The sequence below is a fragment of the Caballeronia sp. KNU42 genome, assembly GCF_053760385.1.
The window spans coordinates 162,152-179,239 of sequence record NZ_JBSNBT010000003.1; the positions used below are offsets into that span (position 1 = coordinate 162,152).

9 protein-coding genes and 3 pseudogenes are annotated in these 17,088 nt (G+C 58.7%); 6 read left to right on the forward strand and 6 right to left on the reverse strand.

The genetic code is table 11. The features are described 5' to 3' along the window. Nucleotides 1-9: 9 nt before the first annotated feature. The 3 genes from ACSOSP_RS40955 to ACSOSP_RS40965 form a co-directional block, all read right to left on the reverse strand. Nucleotides 10-1,572: a DHA2 family efflux MFS transporter permease subunit gene (locus tag ACSOSP_RS40955; RefSeq protein ID WP_455315445.1), complete on the reverse strand. Its 1,563-nt coding sequence runs from the start codon at nucleotides 1,570-1,572 to the stop codon at nucleotides 10-12. Nucleotides 1,573-1,784: 212 nt separating this feature from the next. Further along, entirely contained in the window at nucleotides 1,785-2,381 is a 597-nt protein-coding gene (locus ACSOSP_RS40960) for an FMN-dependent NADH-azoreductase (RefSeq protein WP_455315446.1), read from the reverse strand. A gap of 159 nt (nucleotides 2,382-2,540) precedes the next feature. Beyond that, the gene (locus ACSOSP_RS40965) at nucleotides 2,541-3,440 is read right to left on the reverse strand and encodes a LysR family transcriptional regulator (protein WP_455315447.1); all 900 of its coding nucleotides are present in this window, start codon (nucleotides 3,438-3,440) and stop codon (nucleotides 2,541-2,543) included. A 739-nt stretch (nucleotides 3,441-4,179) separates the two neighbouring features. Here ACSOSP_RS40965 and ACSOSP_RS40970 point away from each other — a divergent pair. Beyond that, on the forward strand, nucleotides 4,180-9,675 hold the full coding sequence (locus ACSOSP_RS40970; RefSeq protein WP_455315448.1) for a trifunctional serine/threonine-protein kinase/ATP-binding protein/sensor histidine kinase: 5,496 nt from the start codon (nucleotides 4,180-4,182) through the stop codon (nucleotides 9,673-9,675). Nucleotides 9,676-9,800: 125 nt separating this feature from the next. On the opposite strand, the gene ACSOSP_RS40975 is transcribed toward ACSOSP_RS40970, so the two are convergent. Continuing rightward, nucleotides 9,801-10,016, reverse strand: coding sequence for a hypothetical protein (locus ACSOSP_RS40975; RefSeq protein ID WP_455315449.1), 216 nt, complete (start codon nucleotides 10,014-10,016; stop codon nucleotides 9,801-9,803). Nucleotides 10,017-10,289: 273 nt separating this feature from the next. Between ACSOSP_RS40975 and ACSOSP_RS40980 the strand changes: the two genes are divergently transcribed. Next, nucleotides 10,290-11,135 carry an urea carboxylase-associated family protein gene (locus tag ACSOSP_RS40980; protein WP_455315450.1) on the forward strand — a complete coding sequence of 282 codons (846 nt, stop codon included), beginning with the start codon at nucleotides 10,290-10,292 and terminating at the stop codon, nucleotides 11,133-11,135. Between the two features lie 253 nt (nucleotides 11,136-11,388). Here the strand turns inward: ACSOSP_RS40980 and ACSOSP_RS40985 are convergent. Continuing rightward, nucleotides 11,389-11,553 (reverse strand): annotated as a pseudogene (locus ACSOSP_RS40985) (FAD-dependent oxidoreductase); the annotation flags it as partial. Between the two features lie 289 nt (nucleotides 11,554-11,842). Between ACSOSP_RS40985 and ACSOSP_RS40990 the strand changes: the two are divergent. Together ACSOSP_RS40990 and ACSOSP_RS40995 are read left to right on the forward strand one after the other, a co-directional pair. Continuing rightward, entirely contained in the window at nucleotides 11,843-13,081 is a 1,239-nt protein-coding gene (locus ACSOSP_RS40990) for a branched-chain amino acid ABC transporter substrate-binding protein (protein WP_455315451.1), read from the forward strand. A 494-nt stretch (nucleotides 13,082-13,575) separates the two neighbouring features. Then, nucleotides 13,576-14,190: pseudogene (locus tag ACSOSP_RS40995) on the forward strand (tyrosine-type recombinase/integrase). 196 nt (nucleotides 14,191-14,386) lie between these two features. Here the strand turns inward: ACSOSP_RS40995 and ACSOSP_RS41000 are convergent. Continuing rightward, nucleotides 14,387-14,899 (reverse strand): annotated as a pseudogene (locus tag ACSOSP_RS41000) (IS3 family transposase); the annotation flags it as partial. A 236-nt stretch (nucleotides 14,900-15,135) separates the two neighbouring features. Here ACSOSP_RS41000 and ACSOSP_RS41005 point away from each other — a divergent pair. Then, complete coding sequence (locus ACSOSP_RS41005) at nucleotides 15,136-15,357, forward strand: hypothetical protein (RefSeq protein WP_455315452.1); 222 nt, start codon at nucleotides 15,136-15,138, stop codon at nucleotides 15,355-15,357. After that, complete coding sequence (locus tag ACSOSP_RS41010; protein WP_455315453.1) at nucleotides 15,354-16,871, forward strand: sodium:solute symporter family protein; 1,518 nt, start codon at nucleotides 15,354-15,356, stop codon at nucleotides 16,869-16,871. Before ACSOSP_RS41005 ends, ACSOSP_RS41010 begins: the two co-directional genes overlap by 4 nt. Nucleotides 16,872-17,088: the final 217 nt, after the last annotated feature.

Genomic DNA, 17,088 nt, shown 5'->3' on the forward strand with positions numbered 1-17,088 from the left:
CGGCGCTGCTCAATGGCCGCCCGCACCCGCTGCGGCCTTCGCGCCAGCCTTGCTGGGCTTAGTGATCCAGATGAGCGGAATGATCGCGATAAAGGTCACCGCCGACAGCAGGAACACATCGTTCACGCCGAGCATTGCCGCCTGCGCGCTTAATTGCGCTTCGAAAAGGTTCTGCGCTTTGAAGACACTCGCGTGCAGCGTCGTCTGAATCCCGGCAAGCGCGTGCACATAGGCCGGGTTATTCACGCTGGTCAGCTCGGCGAGTTGTGCATGGTGCTTGATCGTCCGGTCGTTCCAGATGGTGCTCATGATCGAGGTGCCCGCCGCGCCGGTGAACACGCGCGCGAAGCTCGACAGGCCTGCGGCAGCCGGGATCTTCTCCGGCGGCAGTCCCGACAGAATGATGGCTGTGAGCGGCGTGAAGAAGAGCGCCATCGGGATGCCCTGCAGCAACGTTGGCAGAACGAGCGAGGAGGGGTCGACGTCCGTCGTGTACCACGAGCGCATCAGGAACACGCCTGCAAAGCAGAGGAAGGCGAGCGTCGCCAGTATTCGTGTGTCCGATTTCGGCATGATCTTGCCCATCACCGGCGCAAGGAAGATGGCGAGGATACCGAGCGGCGCAATGATCAACCCCGCATCGACGGCCGGGTAGCCGAGACTTTCCTGAATCCACGTGGGCAGAATCACGAGGTTGGAAAAGTAGAGCGCGTACCCGATCGAAATCGCCACAGTGCCGCCGAGGAAATTGCGTCCCTTGAACAGACGCAGGTCGACAATCGGCTTGGCCTCGGTCAGCTCCCAGATCACGAAGAACAGGAACGTGATGAGCGCGACGATAGCGAGCGCCCAGATCACCGGCGAATTGAACCAGTCGAGGTCCTTGCCCTTGTCGAGCATGATCTGCAGCGCGCCCACCCAGACGATCAGCGAGAGCAGGCCAATCTTGTCGACCGGCAGCTTGCGCGACGGCGTTTCGAGCTTGCGGTAGAGCGCCCAGATCACTGCGGCGGCAAACAGGCCAACCGGTACGTTGACGTAGAAGATCCACGACCAGCTGTAGCTGTCGGTAATCCAGCCGCCGAGAGCGGGTCCAGCGACAGGCCCGACCGTTGCGGTCATCGCCCACAGCGACAGCGCGCTCGCGCTCTTATTCTTCGGAAACGTGCTGAGGAGGAGCGCTTGCGAGAGCGGTATCATCGGCCCCGCTACTGCGCCTTGTATGACGCGGGCCACGAGCAGAGAGGGTAAATTCGGCGCAAGGCCGCACACCGCAGAAGCCACTACGAACAGTAAAATCGAAGTCACGAAAAGCTTCACCTGTCCGACCCGCTGCGTGAGCCAGCCGGTCAGTGGAATCGCTACCGCGTTGGCCGCGGCGAACAGGGTGATGACCCACGTGCCTTCATCCACTGACACACCCAGGTCACCGGACATCGTCGGAATCGCGACGTTGGCGACCGACGAGTCCAGCACGTTCATAAAGGTGGCGAGGGCCACGGCGAAGGCGCCCAGTGCGAATTGCCATCCAGTCAATGGCGCGGGAGCGCTCGCTTGTTGCGGCGGGTTCATGTTGAGTCCTTTAAGGGGCCTGACGGCCAGCTTTTCTCGAGCCGTTGTTTTTATCTGATTTGTCAGATATTTGGTTAAAAATGGCGCATTCATAAGCACCACGGAAAAGCGTTCGGTCGCGCTGTTCTGACCCGCAACGCGCATGCTTACCACGCACGCATTGCCGCGATCAGCGGTAGCGATCCGCAGGGCGAACCGCTACCGCTTCATCTTTACGCGGCAGCGATCGCTTCGCGTGCGCCAGCGAGCGAAGCGCTTGCGACGTCCGGGCCCATGGCCAGACCTTCAGCGTAGATGAACGTTGCATCAGTCATGCCTAGGAAGTCGAGGAAGCTCTTCAGATACGGCGTGTGGCTGTCGTCCGGGGTGCCGACATACTTGCCACCGCGTGCCGTCACCACGAAGACCTTCTTGCCCGTGATGAAGCCTTCTGAACCGTTGGCCGTGTATTGGAACGAAATGCCGGCACGTGCGATAAAGTCGAAGTACGTCTTCAGTTGCGACGAGATGCCGAAGTTGTACATCGGCGCGCCGAGCACAATGATGTCGGCCGCCTGCAGTTCGGCGATTAGCGCCTCGCTGCGAGCAGAAATAGCGGCTTGTTCCGGGGTCCGCTGGTCAGCCGGCGTGAAAAACGCGCCGAGGATCGCATCGTCGAGGTGCGGCAACGGCGCAGCTTGCAGATTACGGACGACGACATGAGCGCCCGGATTTGATTGTTGCAGCTTCTCGGTCAGCTCATTGAGGAGCAGGGTCGATTGAGCCCCTTGCGAGCGAGCCGCGGAGTTGATTTGCAGGATCGTGGTCATGACAGGTCTGATATCCGGTTAGTGGCAGTTGACTATAGGAGTGAACAGTACCCATCTTCGGCGTGTTGCGGTAGAACCGTGTCAGGCGAATCTGTGTCGCTGAACTGGCAACACCACCGGGGGTTAGGTCTTCAACCCAGTCGATACAGCCACACTGCGTCAGTCATGATCCGGAGCCTGGGGAGAGCTGTGAGCGCCGAAATGTCGTATCAGCATATCGATGAGCACGCGCACCTTGCGGGGTGGATGCGCGCCGGGAGGGCGGACAACGTAAATGCCGGCCTCTGGAACGGGGAATCGGCTCATGATCGGAACGAGCGAGCCAGAGGCCACATGATTGTCCGTCAGAAAATCGGGAAGCGACGTAATACCTAGTCCAGCGACTGCAGCAGCGACAAGAGCCTCGCCACTGCTAGCCGTGAACCGCCCGCGCGGATTGACGGTAATGACCTTGCCGTCGCCAATGAACCTCCATGTCTCTGCGTTTTGGGAGAGCGCTTCATGATTCATGATCTCGTCTGGAGTTCGCGGTTCCCCGTGTGTTCGAATATATGTTGGGCTGGCCACCAGCTTGCCGAATATGGGACCGATACGGCGTGCGATCAGATTGGAATCCGCGAGATGGCCTATGCGGATGGCTGCGTCGAATCCCTCGTTTACAACGTCGACGAAATGATCGCTGTAGGAGGTTTGAAGTTGCAGAAGTGGATGTTGTTTCGCTAAGTGGGCAAGTAACGGCGCGAGGTGGGTTGCGCCGAACGATACGGGTGCCGCAATCCGGAGGCGTCCGCGCAGTTCGCCAGCCGGAAGGATTGTTTCTCGCGCCAGGTCCAATTCGGCGCAGATCCGCGCTGCGTATTCACGAAAGGTAGCACCGGCTTCCGTCAGCGTTGCCCCTCGGGTGGTACGCGACACAAGTTGCACGCTCAACTCGCTTTCCAGCCGCGCGAGTCTGCGACTGACGACTGATTTCGAGAGGCCCAGTCGCCTTGCTGCGGGCGTAAGACCGCCTGCGTCGGCCACCTCAACGAATGTTTCCAGATCTTCAATGTCAAGCATTCTCGTTCTCGTGTTTTGCTTAGAAGGCCCTGCGTGACTGGCGTCGATCGCCCCTCTGCGATGAAGGCGCCGCGGTCATCCGAGTCGCCCACGATGGCGAACGGCTTATCGCACAGTGCGCAGTTGGATGTAGTGGTCATTCTATTTATGACGCTTCCTGTGAAAAGATCGAGCGCGGCCGGTAAACAGTATCACGGGCCAGCATGATCCCTACTCTTGTCGGGCGGAAACGCGGTCTTCTCGGGGGCGTGAAACGGTATCCGCCTTCTCGGTGAAGGCACAGCGCTGGCTGGTACTGAGCGGCGGTCATACAGGGCGCCGTGCTGGCAAAAGAGATCGCTTCCCTCCTGTGAAGTCGCCTCTCCTAAGTGGCCGTTGTTGAGAACGCCGATTGTCCGAACGGGTCGACCTGGGCCACTCACAATCGGGCTCAGTTCGGCCAATGAAGGGACATTCACGCCAACGGTGAAGAGGGGATTCGAGCGGCCGCACCACAACTCGAAACGGCCGTTCGTCCATGTTGCTTCAGGTCAGCCGAAACCAGAGGGCGAGCATCATCCACCGATGGCAAATCAGTGTGCGACAATCATCAGGTCTCGCCATGCGGAGAACGGCCCTCACAGCACGGGCGCTTCTCCTGATCTGACAAGAGGATTGCCCACGATTGCGGAGTTCTAGGAGCCCGTTTCTCTCACCGGGAAAGGAGCGGCCTTTCGTAGTGACAACTTGAGTGTTCTCTATGGCAGAGGATTCCGAGTACATGTTGGAGCCGCTTCGCGAGGACGCGGACTTCACCCTTTACCGCGGCAGACAGGTCGGCAACCAGATGCCAATTCTGGCTCTGGCGCTCGCGGCTGATCAGCCGTCACCCCAGAGCCTCCGGCGGCTCGAACACGAATGGTCGCTCGCGGCCGACCTCGATACGGCATGGACGGCCCAACCGCTCGCGCTGACTCGTTACCAGTGCCGCGCGGTCCTCATTCTCAAGGACCCAGGCGGTAAACCGCTGGATCGGGTAATCGAGCAGCACAGGGCACACCCGCTGGATCTGACTCGCTTCCTGCGCACCGCCATCGGTCTGGCGGCCGCACTGGGCCAGGTGCACCGGCAAGGTCTCATCCATAAAGACGTCAAGCCTTCCAACGCACTGGTCGACGACACCGGTCACGTGTGGCTCACCGGCTTCGGCATCGCGTCGCGGCTTCCCCGCGAGCGCTTGCCACTCGTGCCGCCCGAAATCATTTCCGGAACACTGGCCTACATGTGCCCTGAACAGACCGGGCGCGTGAACCGCTCGGTCGACTCTCGCAGTGATCTCTACTCTCTGGGCGTCACGCTTTACGAATTGCTGACTGGCAGCCTCCCATTCACCGGTTCGGATGCGATGGAATGGGTGCACTGCCATATTGCAAGACAGCCACTGCCTCCCGGAGAGCGGACGCCAGATGTTCCGCTTCCGGTTTCGTCCATCATCATGAAGTTGCTCGCCAAAACCGCCGAGGAGCGATACCAGACGGCAATGGGCCTGGAGCGGGATCTACAGCGAGGTTTGAACGAATGGGAAACTCATGGCCACATCGACGACTTCCCGCTGGGCGAGCGCGACACCCCGGACCGGCTGCAGATTCCCGAGAAACTATACGGACGGGAATCCGAAATCAACACGCTGCTCGCGTCCTTCGATCGAGTCGTAATGGGGGGCTGCCCGGAACTCGTTCTGGTTTCCGGCTATTCGGGTGTGGGCAAGTCTTCAGTTGTCAACGAGCTCCATAAACCGCTCGTGCCGCCACGGGGGTTTTTTGCATCAGGCAAATTCGATCAGTACAAGCGCGACATACCGTATGCGACCCTCGCACAGGCCTTCCACAGCCTCATCCGTCCGATCCTGGCGAAGAACGAAGAAGAGGTCGGCCGTTGGCGCGACACAATCCGTGAGGCGCTTGGTCCGAATGGCCAGCTTATGCTGGATCTCGTGCCCGAGTTGAAGTTCATCATCGGCGAGCAGCAACCGGTCCCCGAACTTCCGCCGCAGGATGCGCAAAGTCGCTTCCAGACGGTATTGCGCCAATTTGTCAGCGTGTTCACGCGGGAGCATCCCCTCGCGCTCTTCCTCGACGATCTGCAATGGCTGGACCCGGCTACGTTAGACCTGATGGAAGATCTGCTCACGCATCCGGACGTGAAACATCTGATGTTGATTGGTGCGTATCGCGATAACGAAGTGGGCCCGACACATCCGCTGATGCGCAAGCTACAAGCAATACGCCGCACCGGCGCGACAGTGCATGACATCGTACTGGCGCCCCTGACCTGTCACGACCTGGAAGAGGCACTCGTAGATTCTCTTCATTGCGGGCGGGGGCGGGCCGGCGCGTTAGCGGAATTAATCAGAGAGAAGACCACCGGTAACCCATTTTTCGCGATTCAATTTACTTATGCTCTCTTCGAAGAGGGATTACTCGCCTTTGATCACACCGAAGGCCAGTGGCATTGGAACCTTAATCGTATTCACGCCAAGGGTTACACCGACAACGTCGTGGACCTGATGGTGGGGAAGTTGAATCGCCTGCCCATCGAGACGCAGAAGGCACTGCAGCAGCTTGCCTGTCTCGGCAACAGTGCCGACTTCGCGATGCTACGCATGGTGTACGAGGACTCGACCACGGAGATACACGAACAGCTTTGGGAGGCAGTCCGAACCGGCCTCATCATCCGATCCGAAGACGCTTACAGGTTTCTCCACGACCGTGTGCAGGAAGCAGCGTACTCGCTGATTCCTCAGGAACTGAGGGCAGAGACGCATCTGCGCATCGGCATGGTCATGGCAGCGCGCACCGCTCCGGACAAACTTGAGGAAGGGATCTTCGAGATCGTCAATCAACTCAACCGTGGCGCTCCTCTGATCACGACCATCGCGGAGCGTGAACGCGTTGCAGAATTGAATCTGATCGCGGGAAGACGCGCAAAGATGTCTACCGCGTATGCGTCGGCACTCAAGTACCTCCACGCCGGACGCGCATTGCTGACGGACGAGAGCTGGAATCACAACTACGAGCTGGTCTTCGCCATCGAGTATTTGCTGGCCGAATGCGAATTACTGACCGGAGGCATGGTCGATGCGGAAAATCGTCTTTCCATGCTGGCTCAACGGGCGAAGAGTGCTCACGATGTCGCGCAGGTTGCACGTTTGCGCGTGACGCTCTACGACCTTCTGAATCGCTGTGACCGCGGCGTGGAGATATTCATCGAATACCAGAGAGGTCTCGGCAAGGATTGGTCGCCACATCCCGCCTATGCGGAAGTATTGCGAGAATACGATCGAATCTGGTGCTCGCTGGAATGCCGGAAAATCGAGGAACTGATTGACTTGCCGTTGATCACCGATCCGGATGTGCTCGATGTTCTGGATGTTTTCACTGAGATTGTGATGCCGGCGCAGTTTACCGATGAAAACCTTTTCGCCCTCGTGCTTTGCCGAATGGTCAACCTGAGCCTCGAGCATGGTAATAGCAACGCATCGTGCTTCGCGTACGTATCGTTCGGCATGATCGCTGGGCCGCATTTCGGGAATTATGAGGCCGGATTCCAGTTTGGCCAGCTGGGCTGCGATCTGGGGGAGAAGCGCGGATTGGATCGCCACCGGGCGCGCACCTATTTGCGTTTTAGGCACGGTGTCATGCCATGGAGACAACACGTCAGGACAGGACAAGAGCTCGTGCGGCGTGCATTGGACACCGCGAACAGGATCGGCGACCTCACTTGGGTCGCCTATGGCCATCACAATCGGATCACTAATCTTCTTGCTGCGGGAGATCGTTTAGCCGAGGTGCAGCGTGAAGCCGAGATGGGCCTCGAGTTCGCAGAAAAAGTGCGGTTTGGCCGCGTGATCTATCAGATCGCCACGCAGCTTGCGCTGGTCCGAACACTCCGGGGCCTGACAACGGAATTCGGTTCATTCGATGACGGTCACTTTGACGAGCTTCAGTTCGAGCGTCAGTTGTCACAGAATCCTATCTTGGCACTGGTGGAATGCCGGTACTGGATCAGGAAGTTACAGGCGCGTTTCTTTGCGGGACAGTGGGCTGCTGCAATCCAGGCCTCGTTGAATGCCGAACCGCTGCTGTGGACATCGCGCTGCTTCTTTGAAGTGGCGGAGCATCACTTTTACGGCGCGCTGGCTCGGGCTGCGGCCATTGATTCTGCAACTGGGGACTCGCGACAGGAGCATCAGGAGGCTCTGTCCAGGCATCACAGGCAGCTTGCAATATGGGCGGAGAATTGCCCGGAGAATTTCGAAAATCGCGCCGCTCTGGTGAGCGCGGAAATTGCTCGGGTCCAGGGGCGCGACCTCGACTCCATGCGCCTCTACGAAACGGCGATCCGCTCGGCACACGCAAACGGTTTTGTGAATAATGAAGCGGTAGCGAATGAACTGGCGGCGCGTTTCTATGCAGCACGTGGATTCGACAAGACTGCCAGAGCTTACCTGCGCGATGCCCGGCACTGCTATCTGAACTGGGGAGCCGATGGCAAGGTAAGGCAGCTTGATCAGTTATATCCGCAGATCAAGGACGAACAGCCGGCTGCGGGCTCATCGAGCACGATTATGGCGGCGACGGAGCTTCTGGATCTGGCCACGGTGATCAAGGTCTCGCAGGCACTGTCGAGCGAGATTGTCCTGCCGATGCTGATTGAGAAACTGTTACGACTCGCGGTAGAGAATGCCGGGGCCGGGCGAGGTCTGCTCATCCTCCTGCGCGGTGGTGCTCAGGGCGGCGAACCGCGGATCGAAGCGGAGGCGAGCAGTGGACCGGGCCGGATCGAGGTTGCATTTCGGCAGGAAGCCATCACGCCGTCTGACGTGCCGCAATCCGTGCTGCACTGCGTGATTAGGACGCGGGAGCGCGTGCTTCTGGATGATGCTTCGGCCGACAACGTATACTCCAAGGACGAATATGTGCAGAGGAAGCGCTCACGGTCCGTACTGTGCCTGCCGATCGTCAAGCAGTCGAAGCTTGTCGGCGCACTTTATCTGGAGAACAACCTGGCGCCGTGCGTCTTCACATCGGACCGGGTTGCCCTACTGCAGTTGCTGGCTTCGCAAGCAGCTATTTCACTGGAGAATGCGCACCTCTATTCGGATCTGCAACTCCAGGCCGGACTGTTGCAGCGACTTCCTGTATCCGCTTGGACGCTCAAGCCTGATGGGACGCCGGACTTCGTGAATCAGGTCTGGCTCGACTACTCCGGTCAGACCCTGGATTTCGTCCGGTCGCATCCGGAGGCCTGGATGACCGCAGTCCACACCGAGGATCGAGAAGCGACATCGAGGGCCTTTTGGGGAGGGGTGCGCTCGGGACAAGGATTCGCAATAGAAACCCGCTCCCGGCGCGCTCAGGACGGAAGCTATCGCTGGCATCTCCAACAAGCCGTGGTCTTGCGTGATGCTGAAGGAAAGGTTCTGAAATTCATTGGTACCACCACCGACATCGACGAGCAGAGACGTGCCGAAGACGCGCTACGTCAAGCGCAAGCCGATCTCGCGCGCATTAACCGGGCGACCACCATGGGAGAGTTGACGGCATCCCTGGCACACGAGATCAATCAACCGATTGCCGCTGCTATCGCGTACGCAAACGCCTGCGTGCGATGGCTTGACCGTGACAAGCCGAATCTCGATGAAGCGCGGGCGGCCGCCACCAGCATGGTGAGCGACGGACAACGCGCTGCCCAGATTATCGGCAGGATCCGCACGCAATTCGAGAAGGGCGCCCTGAATCAGGAGGTCTTTGGTGCAAACGAGATTATTCGGGAAACCGTTGGTCTCCTGCGCGGCGAGGTAGTGCGATACAACATATCGGTGCGCACGGAACTGGCGGCCGATCTGCCCCAGGTCGTGGCGGACCGCGTGCAATTGCAACAGGTCGTGATGAATCTGATCGTCAACAGCATCGAAGCCATGAAGGACGTTGATGGCACACGTGAGATGGTCATCAGATCGCAGCGGGCTGAGCACGGGCTGATCCTCGTGTCTGTCGGTGATACCGGCATGGGCGTTCCGCCGCAGCTCGCGGAACAGATTTTCGATCCGTTCTTTACAACCAAGTCCCACGGCACTGGCATGGGGCTGCGCATCAGCCGAACAATCGTCGAGTCGCATGGCGGGAGCTTGTGGGTCGAGGGTGCGCCTGAGGGAGGCGCAACTTTCCAGTTCACTCTGCCCGCTGCGGTTTAGGGCCGTAGATGACTCTGCAATTATCAGACAGCTTTTGGGTACGCGCGTTTGCTTTCACCTACAAGCGGCAATCTGCCGTTGAACTCCAGATTTAGTGCTGGTTCGCCGTGACTTCGATAGCGCCGCTACCATCCCGTTGCCTGCCTCGTCCATGCGTGGAAATGCTGCGCGGGAGCCTGCACCTTTGACGCGCAGATCGACGCGATATCCGGCACCTCGCCCGCTACAGTCAAGGTGCAGTCGTTGACACTAATATGGATGGGACGATCGTGCAGATTCAGGTGCGATTCGTGTTCAAAAGCCGCCAGCACCTGTTTCAAGACCGCATCACCGCCTTGCATGATCTGCCTCCAGGAAAACTCCGATGGCGCAGTTCATTCCATGGACCGCCTCGTGGGGCTGGCGCCGCTATGTGCGTGCCGCTCCTTTCAGTCAATTATAGGCAATGGACCGCAGCGTCCTTTCAGACAGTTTGCGGCGCGCGGAAACAGCCGACAGGCTTTTACACCACGCGCCGCTGAACTAGGATCAAGGGAATCCGTAACGAAACGGCGGCGAAACCGCGGCATGCCTGCTCGCGACCTGTCGGCCCGCCATATGCAGGAGCCTGCGCCATGCTGAACTACCCCGCCGCCTACCAATCGACTCAGGGTTCCGCACTGGAGGTCGACAAAGCGTTCTATCAGCGCATCGCCGCGGACCCGACGAGCCGCACGCTGGTCGATGCGATTGTCGTACCTATCCGCTCCGGGCACGCCTGGATCGTGCCGGCCGGCCATGTGTTCCGGATCGTCACGATCCAAGGTCCGCAGGTGGCTGACCTGAATCTGTGGAACCGGCACAACCCGCGCGAACGCATGTGGGCCTCACGCACACGTCAGCTGCAGCAGGCGCACGTGAGCACGTTCGACCGTCTGTGGTCGACGCTGCCGTTTCTGCGTCCGATGGTGACGATCACCGACGACAGCCTCGCCGGTTACGGCGTCGACGAGCATGGCGGCCGGGTTCACGATTTGCTCGGTACGCGCTGCGATCCCTACGTGAACCGTATGCTCAGTGGCGAGGATTTTCATTTTCACTGCCACTCCAACCTCACCCGCGCGATTGCTCCGTACGGACTGACCGAATACGATGTACACGACGTGCTAAACGTGTTCCAGTGCGCGGGCCTCAATCCCGAAGACAAATACTTCGCGAAAGCATGCCCGGCAAAGAAGGGCGACTACCTCGAATTTTTCGCGGAAATCGATCTGCTATGCGCGCTGTCGACCTGTCCGGGCGGCGATCTCTCCTTACCGATGTGGGGGCCGGATGCGCGCGATCCGCTGGAGGTATGCCGGCCGCTTGGCATCGAGATCTACCGGCTCGCGCCGCAGATGCTGGACGGCTGGACGCCGCCAGCGGTCGCGGCATATAAAGGGCAGCATGGGATGATGCTGCAGCCGCCGCAATGGAAGTGAGATTCGCGCGCGGTGGCTTCGCGCAGGCGCATCGGTTACCCAGGCATGGAGCCTAGGGGCGTCACAACGCCATGGTTCGCTTGCGGCGCAAACAAGCGCCCACGATGAGGCTCGCAGTCTTCCACACCCGCTAGCCGCAACGCGTGACACGCCATCGCGAAGTTGCTGGAGATGACCGGCTTGCCGATGCTCGCTTCTAGCTCCGAAACGATTTCCGCACGCCTCGATGTAGCCGCGCATGCAGTCGTTGATGGAACGTACCTAAATGACCCGGTGCGACCAGACCGGCATTGGCAAAACTGGTCTCGAGCGCGACGCCCGGCTGACGCTCGATCACCGTCACCTCGCGGCCCTCTTTCGCGAGCTAATACGCAGCCGTGGCGCCCGCGATTCCACCTCCTGGCACAACGCTTCTCATGCGTTACTCTGGTCCCACGCACAGCACCTACGCCTGTCCCACGCAGTTGCATCGCGATCCAATAGAAAGCCGCTCATCCCTCGAACAATTCGAAGTTGCCGGCGTTTTTTGTACGGTGTTCTATAGGCGCATACCCTATACGGCCCAAACGTGCCGCGAGACCTATCATGAGAAAAACGCTTTCACGGTGCCCCCGCCGTGCACCCGATCGCCAAGCCGTTGATCTACCAGATTACAACTTGCATGCGATGTCCATTTCCTAACGCCTTCTGATGTCAGCCGTTGCGCCGTGTGGCTCATCGCTCCGATCTCTTTCACAATATGGAGTCACAACATGATTGCTCGGAAGAATGGCGCGCCGCGCACCGCGCGCGCCTTGCGGCAAACGACAATCGCGGCCCTGGCCGTTCTGGCCGTGCTCGCTGGCATCGTCCCCGGTTCGGCGCAAAGCCAGACCATCAAAATCGGCGTACCTGTGCCGCTATCGGGTAGCAGTGCTAACGCCGGTGCAGACATCGTCAACGGCGCCAAGCTTGCCGCCGCCCGCATCAATGCGGCTGGCGGCGTGCTCGGCAAGCAGATCGAACTGGTGCCGGAGGACGACGCCTGCGACGCGCAGATCGCCGTGCAAGCGGCACAGAAGCTCGTCGATGCGGGGGTCGTTGCGGTAGCTGGCGGCTACTGCTCGAGCGCGGCGCTACCGGAATTGTCGACCTTTCACCGCGCGGGCATTCCGTATGTGCTGGATGCGTCGTCGAATCCCAAGCTGACCGAGATGGGCTACAACGACGTGTTCCGTGCGATTGGCCGTGACGACGAGCAAGGTCCGTTCGCCGCCGATTTCATCAAGAATTCGCTCCATGCGAAGCGGGCAGCGGTGATCCACGACAACACGACCTATGCCAAGGGTCTCGCCGACAACACCGTGGAAGCCCTGAAAAAGGACGGCGTCGACGTTGTCTATGCCGATGCGATCACACCCGGTCAGATGGACTACTCACCAATCCTGACCCACGTCGCCTCGCTGAATCCAGACGTGATCTACTACACCGGTTACTTCTCCGAGGCTGGTCTGATCGTGAAGGAGGCGCGCCAACTGGGCCTGAAGATGACCTTGATGGGCGGCGACGGCACCAACGACCCCACCCTGATGAAGACCGCCGGTCCGGCGGCCGACGGCTTGATTATCACCACGGAACCACTCGCGCAGTTCCTGAGCGGCGCGCACAGATTCGTCGACGACTATACGAAGGCCTACGGGCAAGGGCCGGGAGCGTATTCGGTCTACGAATACGACGCTGTCGGCGTCACGGCAAAAGCGATCGCCGACGGTAAGTCAGCGACGCCCGCCGCAATCACCGCAGCCCTGCACAAGATCACGAACTATCTGGGGGCAACCGGGACGATCGGCTTTAACCCGAAGGGTGACCGCATCGAGGTGGGGTATATCACTATCATCGTGAAGGGCGACAGCTTCGCGCCCTACCAGAAGCAAGATGCAGGCGGACACTGGATGGCGATGAAATAGGCCGGATAGGGCCCCGCGCGCCGCCATGAGCAACTTCACCGTTGGCCGCCGGTTTGACTTATCTCATTGTTCTGTCGCTTCCCGCCAGTGACGGAAGAATTGAATTCAAGGTCGCAGGAGCGTGCTTTAAAGGTGTCTCCGGTCCCGCCATTCTCTGGCTACTGTGCTTTCTAGCCAATAGTCGTTGCCTTGAAACTGCTCTGGTAATTAATGTGATCCATGACGAGGTCATGCTGGATCAATCGCCGTCGGGCGCAAGGACCAAGCTGACGCGATTGGACAGTAAAGCGCGCCGCAAGCGAGGACCTCTAGTAACCGAAGCATCGAATGACTCAGAACTCCAATTGGGTGCCGGTCACGATACAAACGAACGGCCGCTTTGCCCTGGAAAGCTGCCTCCGACGTAACGTCGAGACGAGCGGCTGGAAAGGGTCGAAGAGCGACCGCTCCACCGAGCACACACTCGATCTCCCTTCACTGGAGCGGAGATTGACATGGATACACTTAATTCCTCTGACGTTCGTCGAGTGCCGTGGAACAAAGGGAGGCTGACTGGGCAGAAGCCTCCGTTGAAGCTCCGTGAGATCTGGGCGATCCGAACGAGACTTCAGATGTTATCCAACGTTCGCGAGTTGGCGCTTTTCAACTCAAGCTTCGGGCGTGCGATCTGACGCGGCTGCGGGTACAGGACGTCTGCATGGGAAGCCACGTGATCTCGCGAGCGATGTTCATGCAGCAAAAAACGCGACGACCAGTGCAGTTCGAAATTTACGGAGCAAACTCGGCAGAGCGTGGAAGCATGGATATCGTCGCGAGGACTGAAGCCCGCCGACTATCTGTTTCCAAGTCGGTGGCATGCGTCAGCGCACGTGTCGACACGCCAGTACGCTCGCATCGTTCATCGTTGGGTCGCTTCGATTGGACTGGATGACGCGGCGTACGGCACCCACACGATGCGCCGCACGAAGGCATCGTTGATCTATCGGCGCACCAAGAATCTGCGCGCAGTTCAGTTACGTTTAGGCCATACGAAACTGGAAAGTACAGTGCATTACCTCGGGATTGAGGTAGATGACGCGCTCGAGATGGCCGAGCAAACCGAAGTCTGATAGGTCATGGCCGGCCTGCGGGCGCTTGCCGGCCATGAAGGGACATTCACGCCAACGGTGAAGAGGGGGTTCGAGCGGCCGCACCACAACTCGAAACGGCCATTCGCCGAGGTTGCTTCAGGTCAGCCGAAACCAGAGGGCGACCATCACCTACCGATGGCGACATTGGCAAATCGGTATGCCACAATCATCAGATCATGGATGCCCGAACCTCTCGACCGAGTAGCTTATTTTTCCAGTTGTATAACGTCGGCCTGCTCATGCCCCTCCTTTGAGCAACCACTTGCGCACTTTCCTCTCGAGTGCACAGTTCGATGACTGCCGCCTGCTTCAACCCTGGAGGCTGAGATACGGCACCAGCTCTGCTGACAACGCGTTGCCTGGTTTCAGCGTGCAGTTCATCAAGCCAGGCTGCGAGCGTCCCGCGGCCCGGATATCCCAATGCCTTCAGGGTGGCAGCAAGACAGTGACCATGGCTCAGATAGTGCTCGACGGCCACCTTGTTCTGTTCGGCCGACTACTTCGGCCTCGAGCGCATATAGCCGGCCGGCAGATCATGACATTGTTTGTATTCGCGATTTGTATTCTCGATGCGAGCTTTTGAGAGCATTCTTTGTCGGGTAACCCAACTGACGAATGGTAGCTGCGATGCGCTTTCCTAGCTTATGTAGAGCTGAACCGCTCGAATGCGGTCTTCGTACGAGTACATGGGCTACCTCCAGGTAGTCAAAGTTTTCGTCCGCGCCTCCGGCGGCTCAGTTTTCGGTGGAAGTCAACACTCCCCCATCAGGAGGCGGTCATAGACGCGGCGGCAAAACAGGTCATCGATATTCCATCCGAAGCCGATGTTCCACCGTAAAGGGAAACTCGCCCTGATGTCTTAGGAAAGCCAGCGATGATGCCGTTGCCAGCACGTCGTGCTGGCGTTGTGTGAAGGAGAGAGATATGAGACTCGTGAAGAGTCCGGAAAGGTATGGCAGACGCAGGTGGGCTATAGCTCTTTTGATCGTTAATTTGGGCATCATGCTGTTGCCGCCGGTCTATCTAACTATGGTGCGAGGCAACCTCGGCCTAGGTTTTCTTTATTTTGGTGGGGCCGCCGCCATCCTGATTGCCAGCATGTTTTTTCTGTACAGCCTCGAAAAGACACCAGGGAGTTCGACGTGAACAACTTTCTTCTCGGCTACGGTACGATCGCGGTCTTTTTTGGGCTTGTCGTGTTGATCCTCGAGAGATCCAATCGACGTGAGAGAACTTTCACGGAATATGCAGTTGCCGGCCGCTCATTCGGTGCCTGGTTTCAAACTATGTCGTTTTTGAATACTTGGCTGCCAGGCACCACATTTATTGCTTTCGCAGGTCTGACGGCACAAAGCGGCCTCATCGGTTTTTACTCGATTTTTTACTCTTTGCTCGCGATGCTTTTCATGTTCTTCATGGCGGAGCGCATGCATGAATGGGGACGAAAGTTTGATCTGAGGACGCAGGCGGACTTCGTGGGGATCCGATACAACTCCTCCGCAGTTCGAGTTATTGCCGCAGTCATTGGCATTATTTCGATGCTTCCGTGGCTTGTTCTCGGAATGCAGTCTGTGGGAGCGGTGTTTGAATCATTGTCCTTTGGTCATGTGAGTACAACCGCTGCCGTCTTTATTGGAGTCGCCGTCTTGGCTATCCGGCAAGTTTGGACTGTCAGGATGGGAATGCGGGGTATCGTCATCAGTGACATGGTCCAAGGTATTACCGCTTACGGACTTGGCTTCTTGATCTCGGTGGGAATGATCGGGTGGCTGCTGACTCATGGGCACGGATTCGACAAGCTCCCGAAGGAGTTTGCTACGCTGCCTGGACAGGGAAGCACCGCGGGGCCGCTGTATTTCATGTCGATTGTACTGACCGGTGCACTAGGCGCGTGGTGCTGGCCGGATATTTTTGTCCGACTGTTTACTGCGGACGGAACGACAACAATCAAGAAGTCTGCGCTGCAATCTGCGCCGCTCCTGGCGGCATTTTCTGCGGCACTCTTCATGATGTCCATGCTGGCCCATTCGCTTCCGGCGGTAGCTGCGTCACCTGACAAAGTCTGGTTCACTGTTACCGCGCTCGGCGGTCCCTTGCTGCTTGCATTCGCTGGTGTGTTAGTGCTGGCGGCGACCATGGGAAACATTAACGCGATTACAGCTGCTGTCGGCACCCAGATCGCGCAGGATATTATCCCCGATCGTGCATTGTCGGACGCAAGCCGGACCAAGCTGGCTAAAGTTTCGATCATTGTTGTGACGCTGCTTGGGGTGGCGGGTGCCATAGGAACGATGCATACAACTTCGGGGCTTGTCACGTGGGCGATAACTTCCTATCAAGGTGTCGTACAACTCGCACCGTCTCTGTATCTCGGAATATTCTGGCGTCGTGGTAATGCCACCGGTGCGGTAGTAGGCATGATCGTTGGATTTGCGATGGCAGCGGGGCTTCAGATTGCTTATCCGCTGTCGGTGCCCTGGTTAGGCGGTCTGACATCAGGGGTGGTGGGTATCCTCGTGAACACGGCTCTGTATGTTTTACTGGCTTTGATGGCTCCGGCCGACGATCGTGAGCAAGCACGCGTGAACAACCTTTTCCGCCGTTCTGGAATTGAGCTTTCTGCGGCCGTTAGCAACGATCCGCGAGAACCCGCCATGTAATTGCCCCACATTCACGCCAACGGTGAAGAGGGGGGGCGAGCGGCCGCACCAAAACTCGAAACGGCCTCGCCGATGTTGCTTCAGGTCAGCCGAAACCAAAGGGCGACGATCACCCACCGATGGCGACATTGGCAAATCGGTATGCCACAATCATCGGGTCTCGCCATGGGGAGAACGGCTATCGCAGCATGGGCGCTTCCCCCAATCTGACAATAGC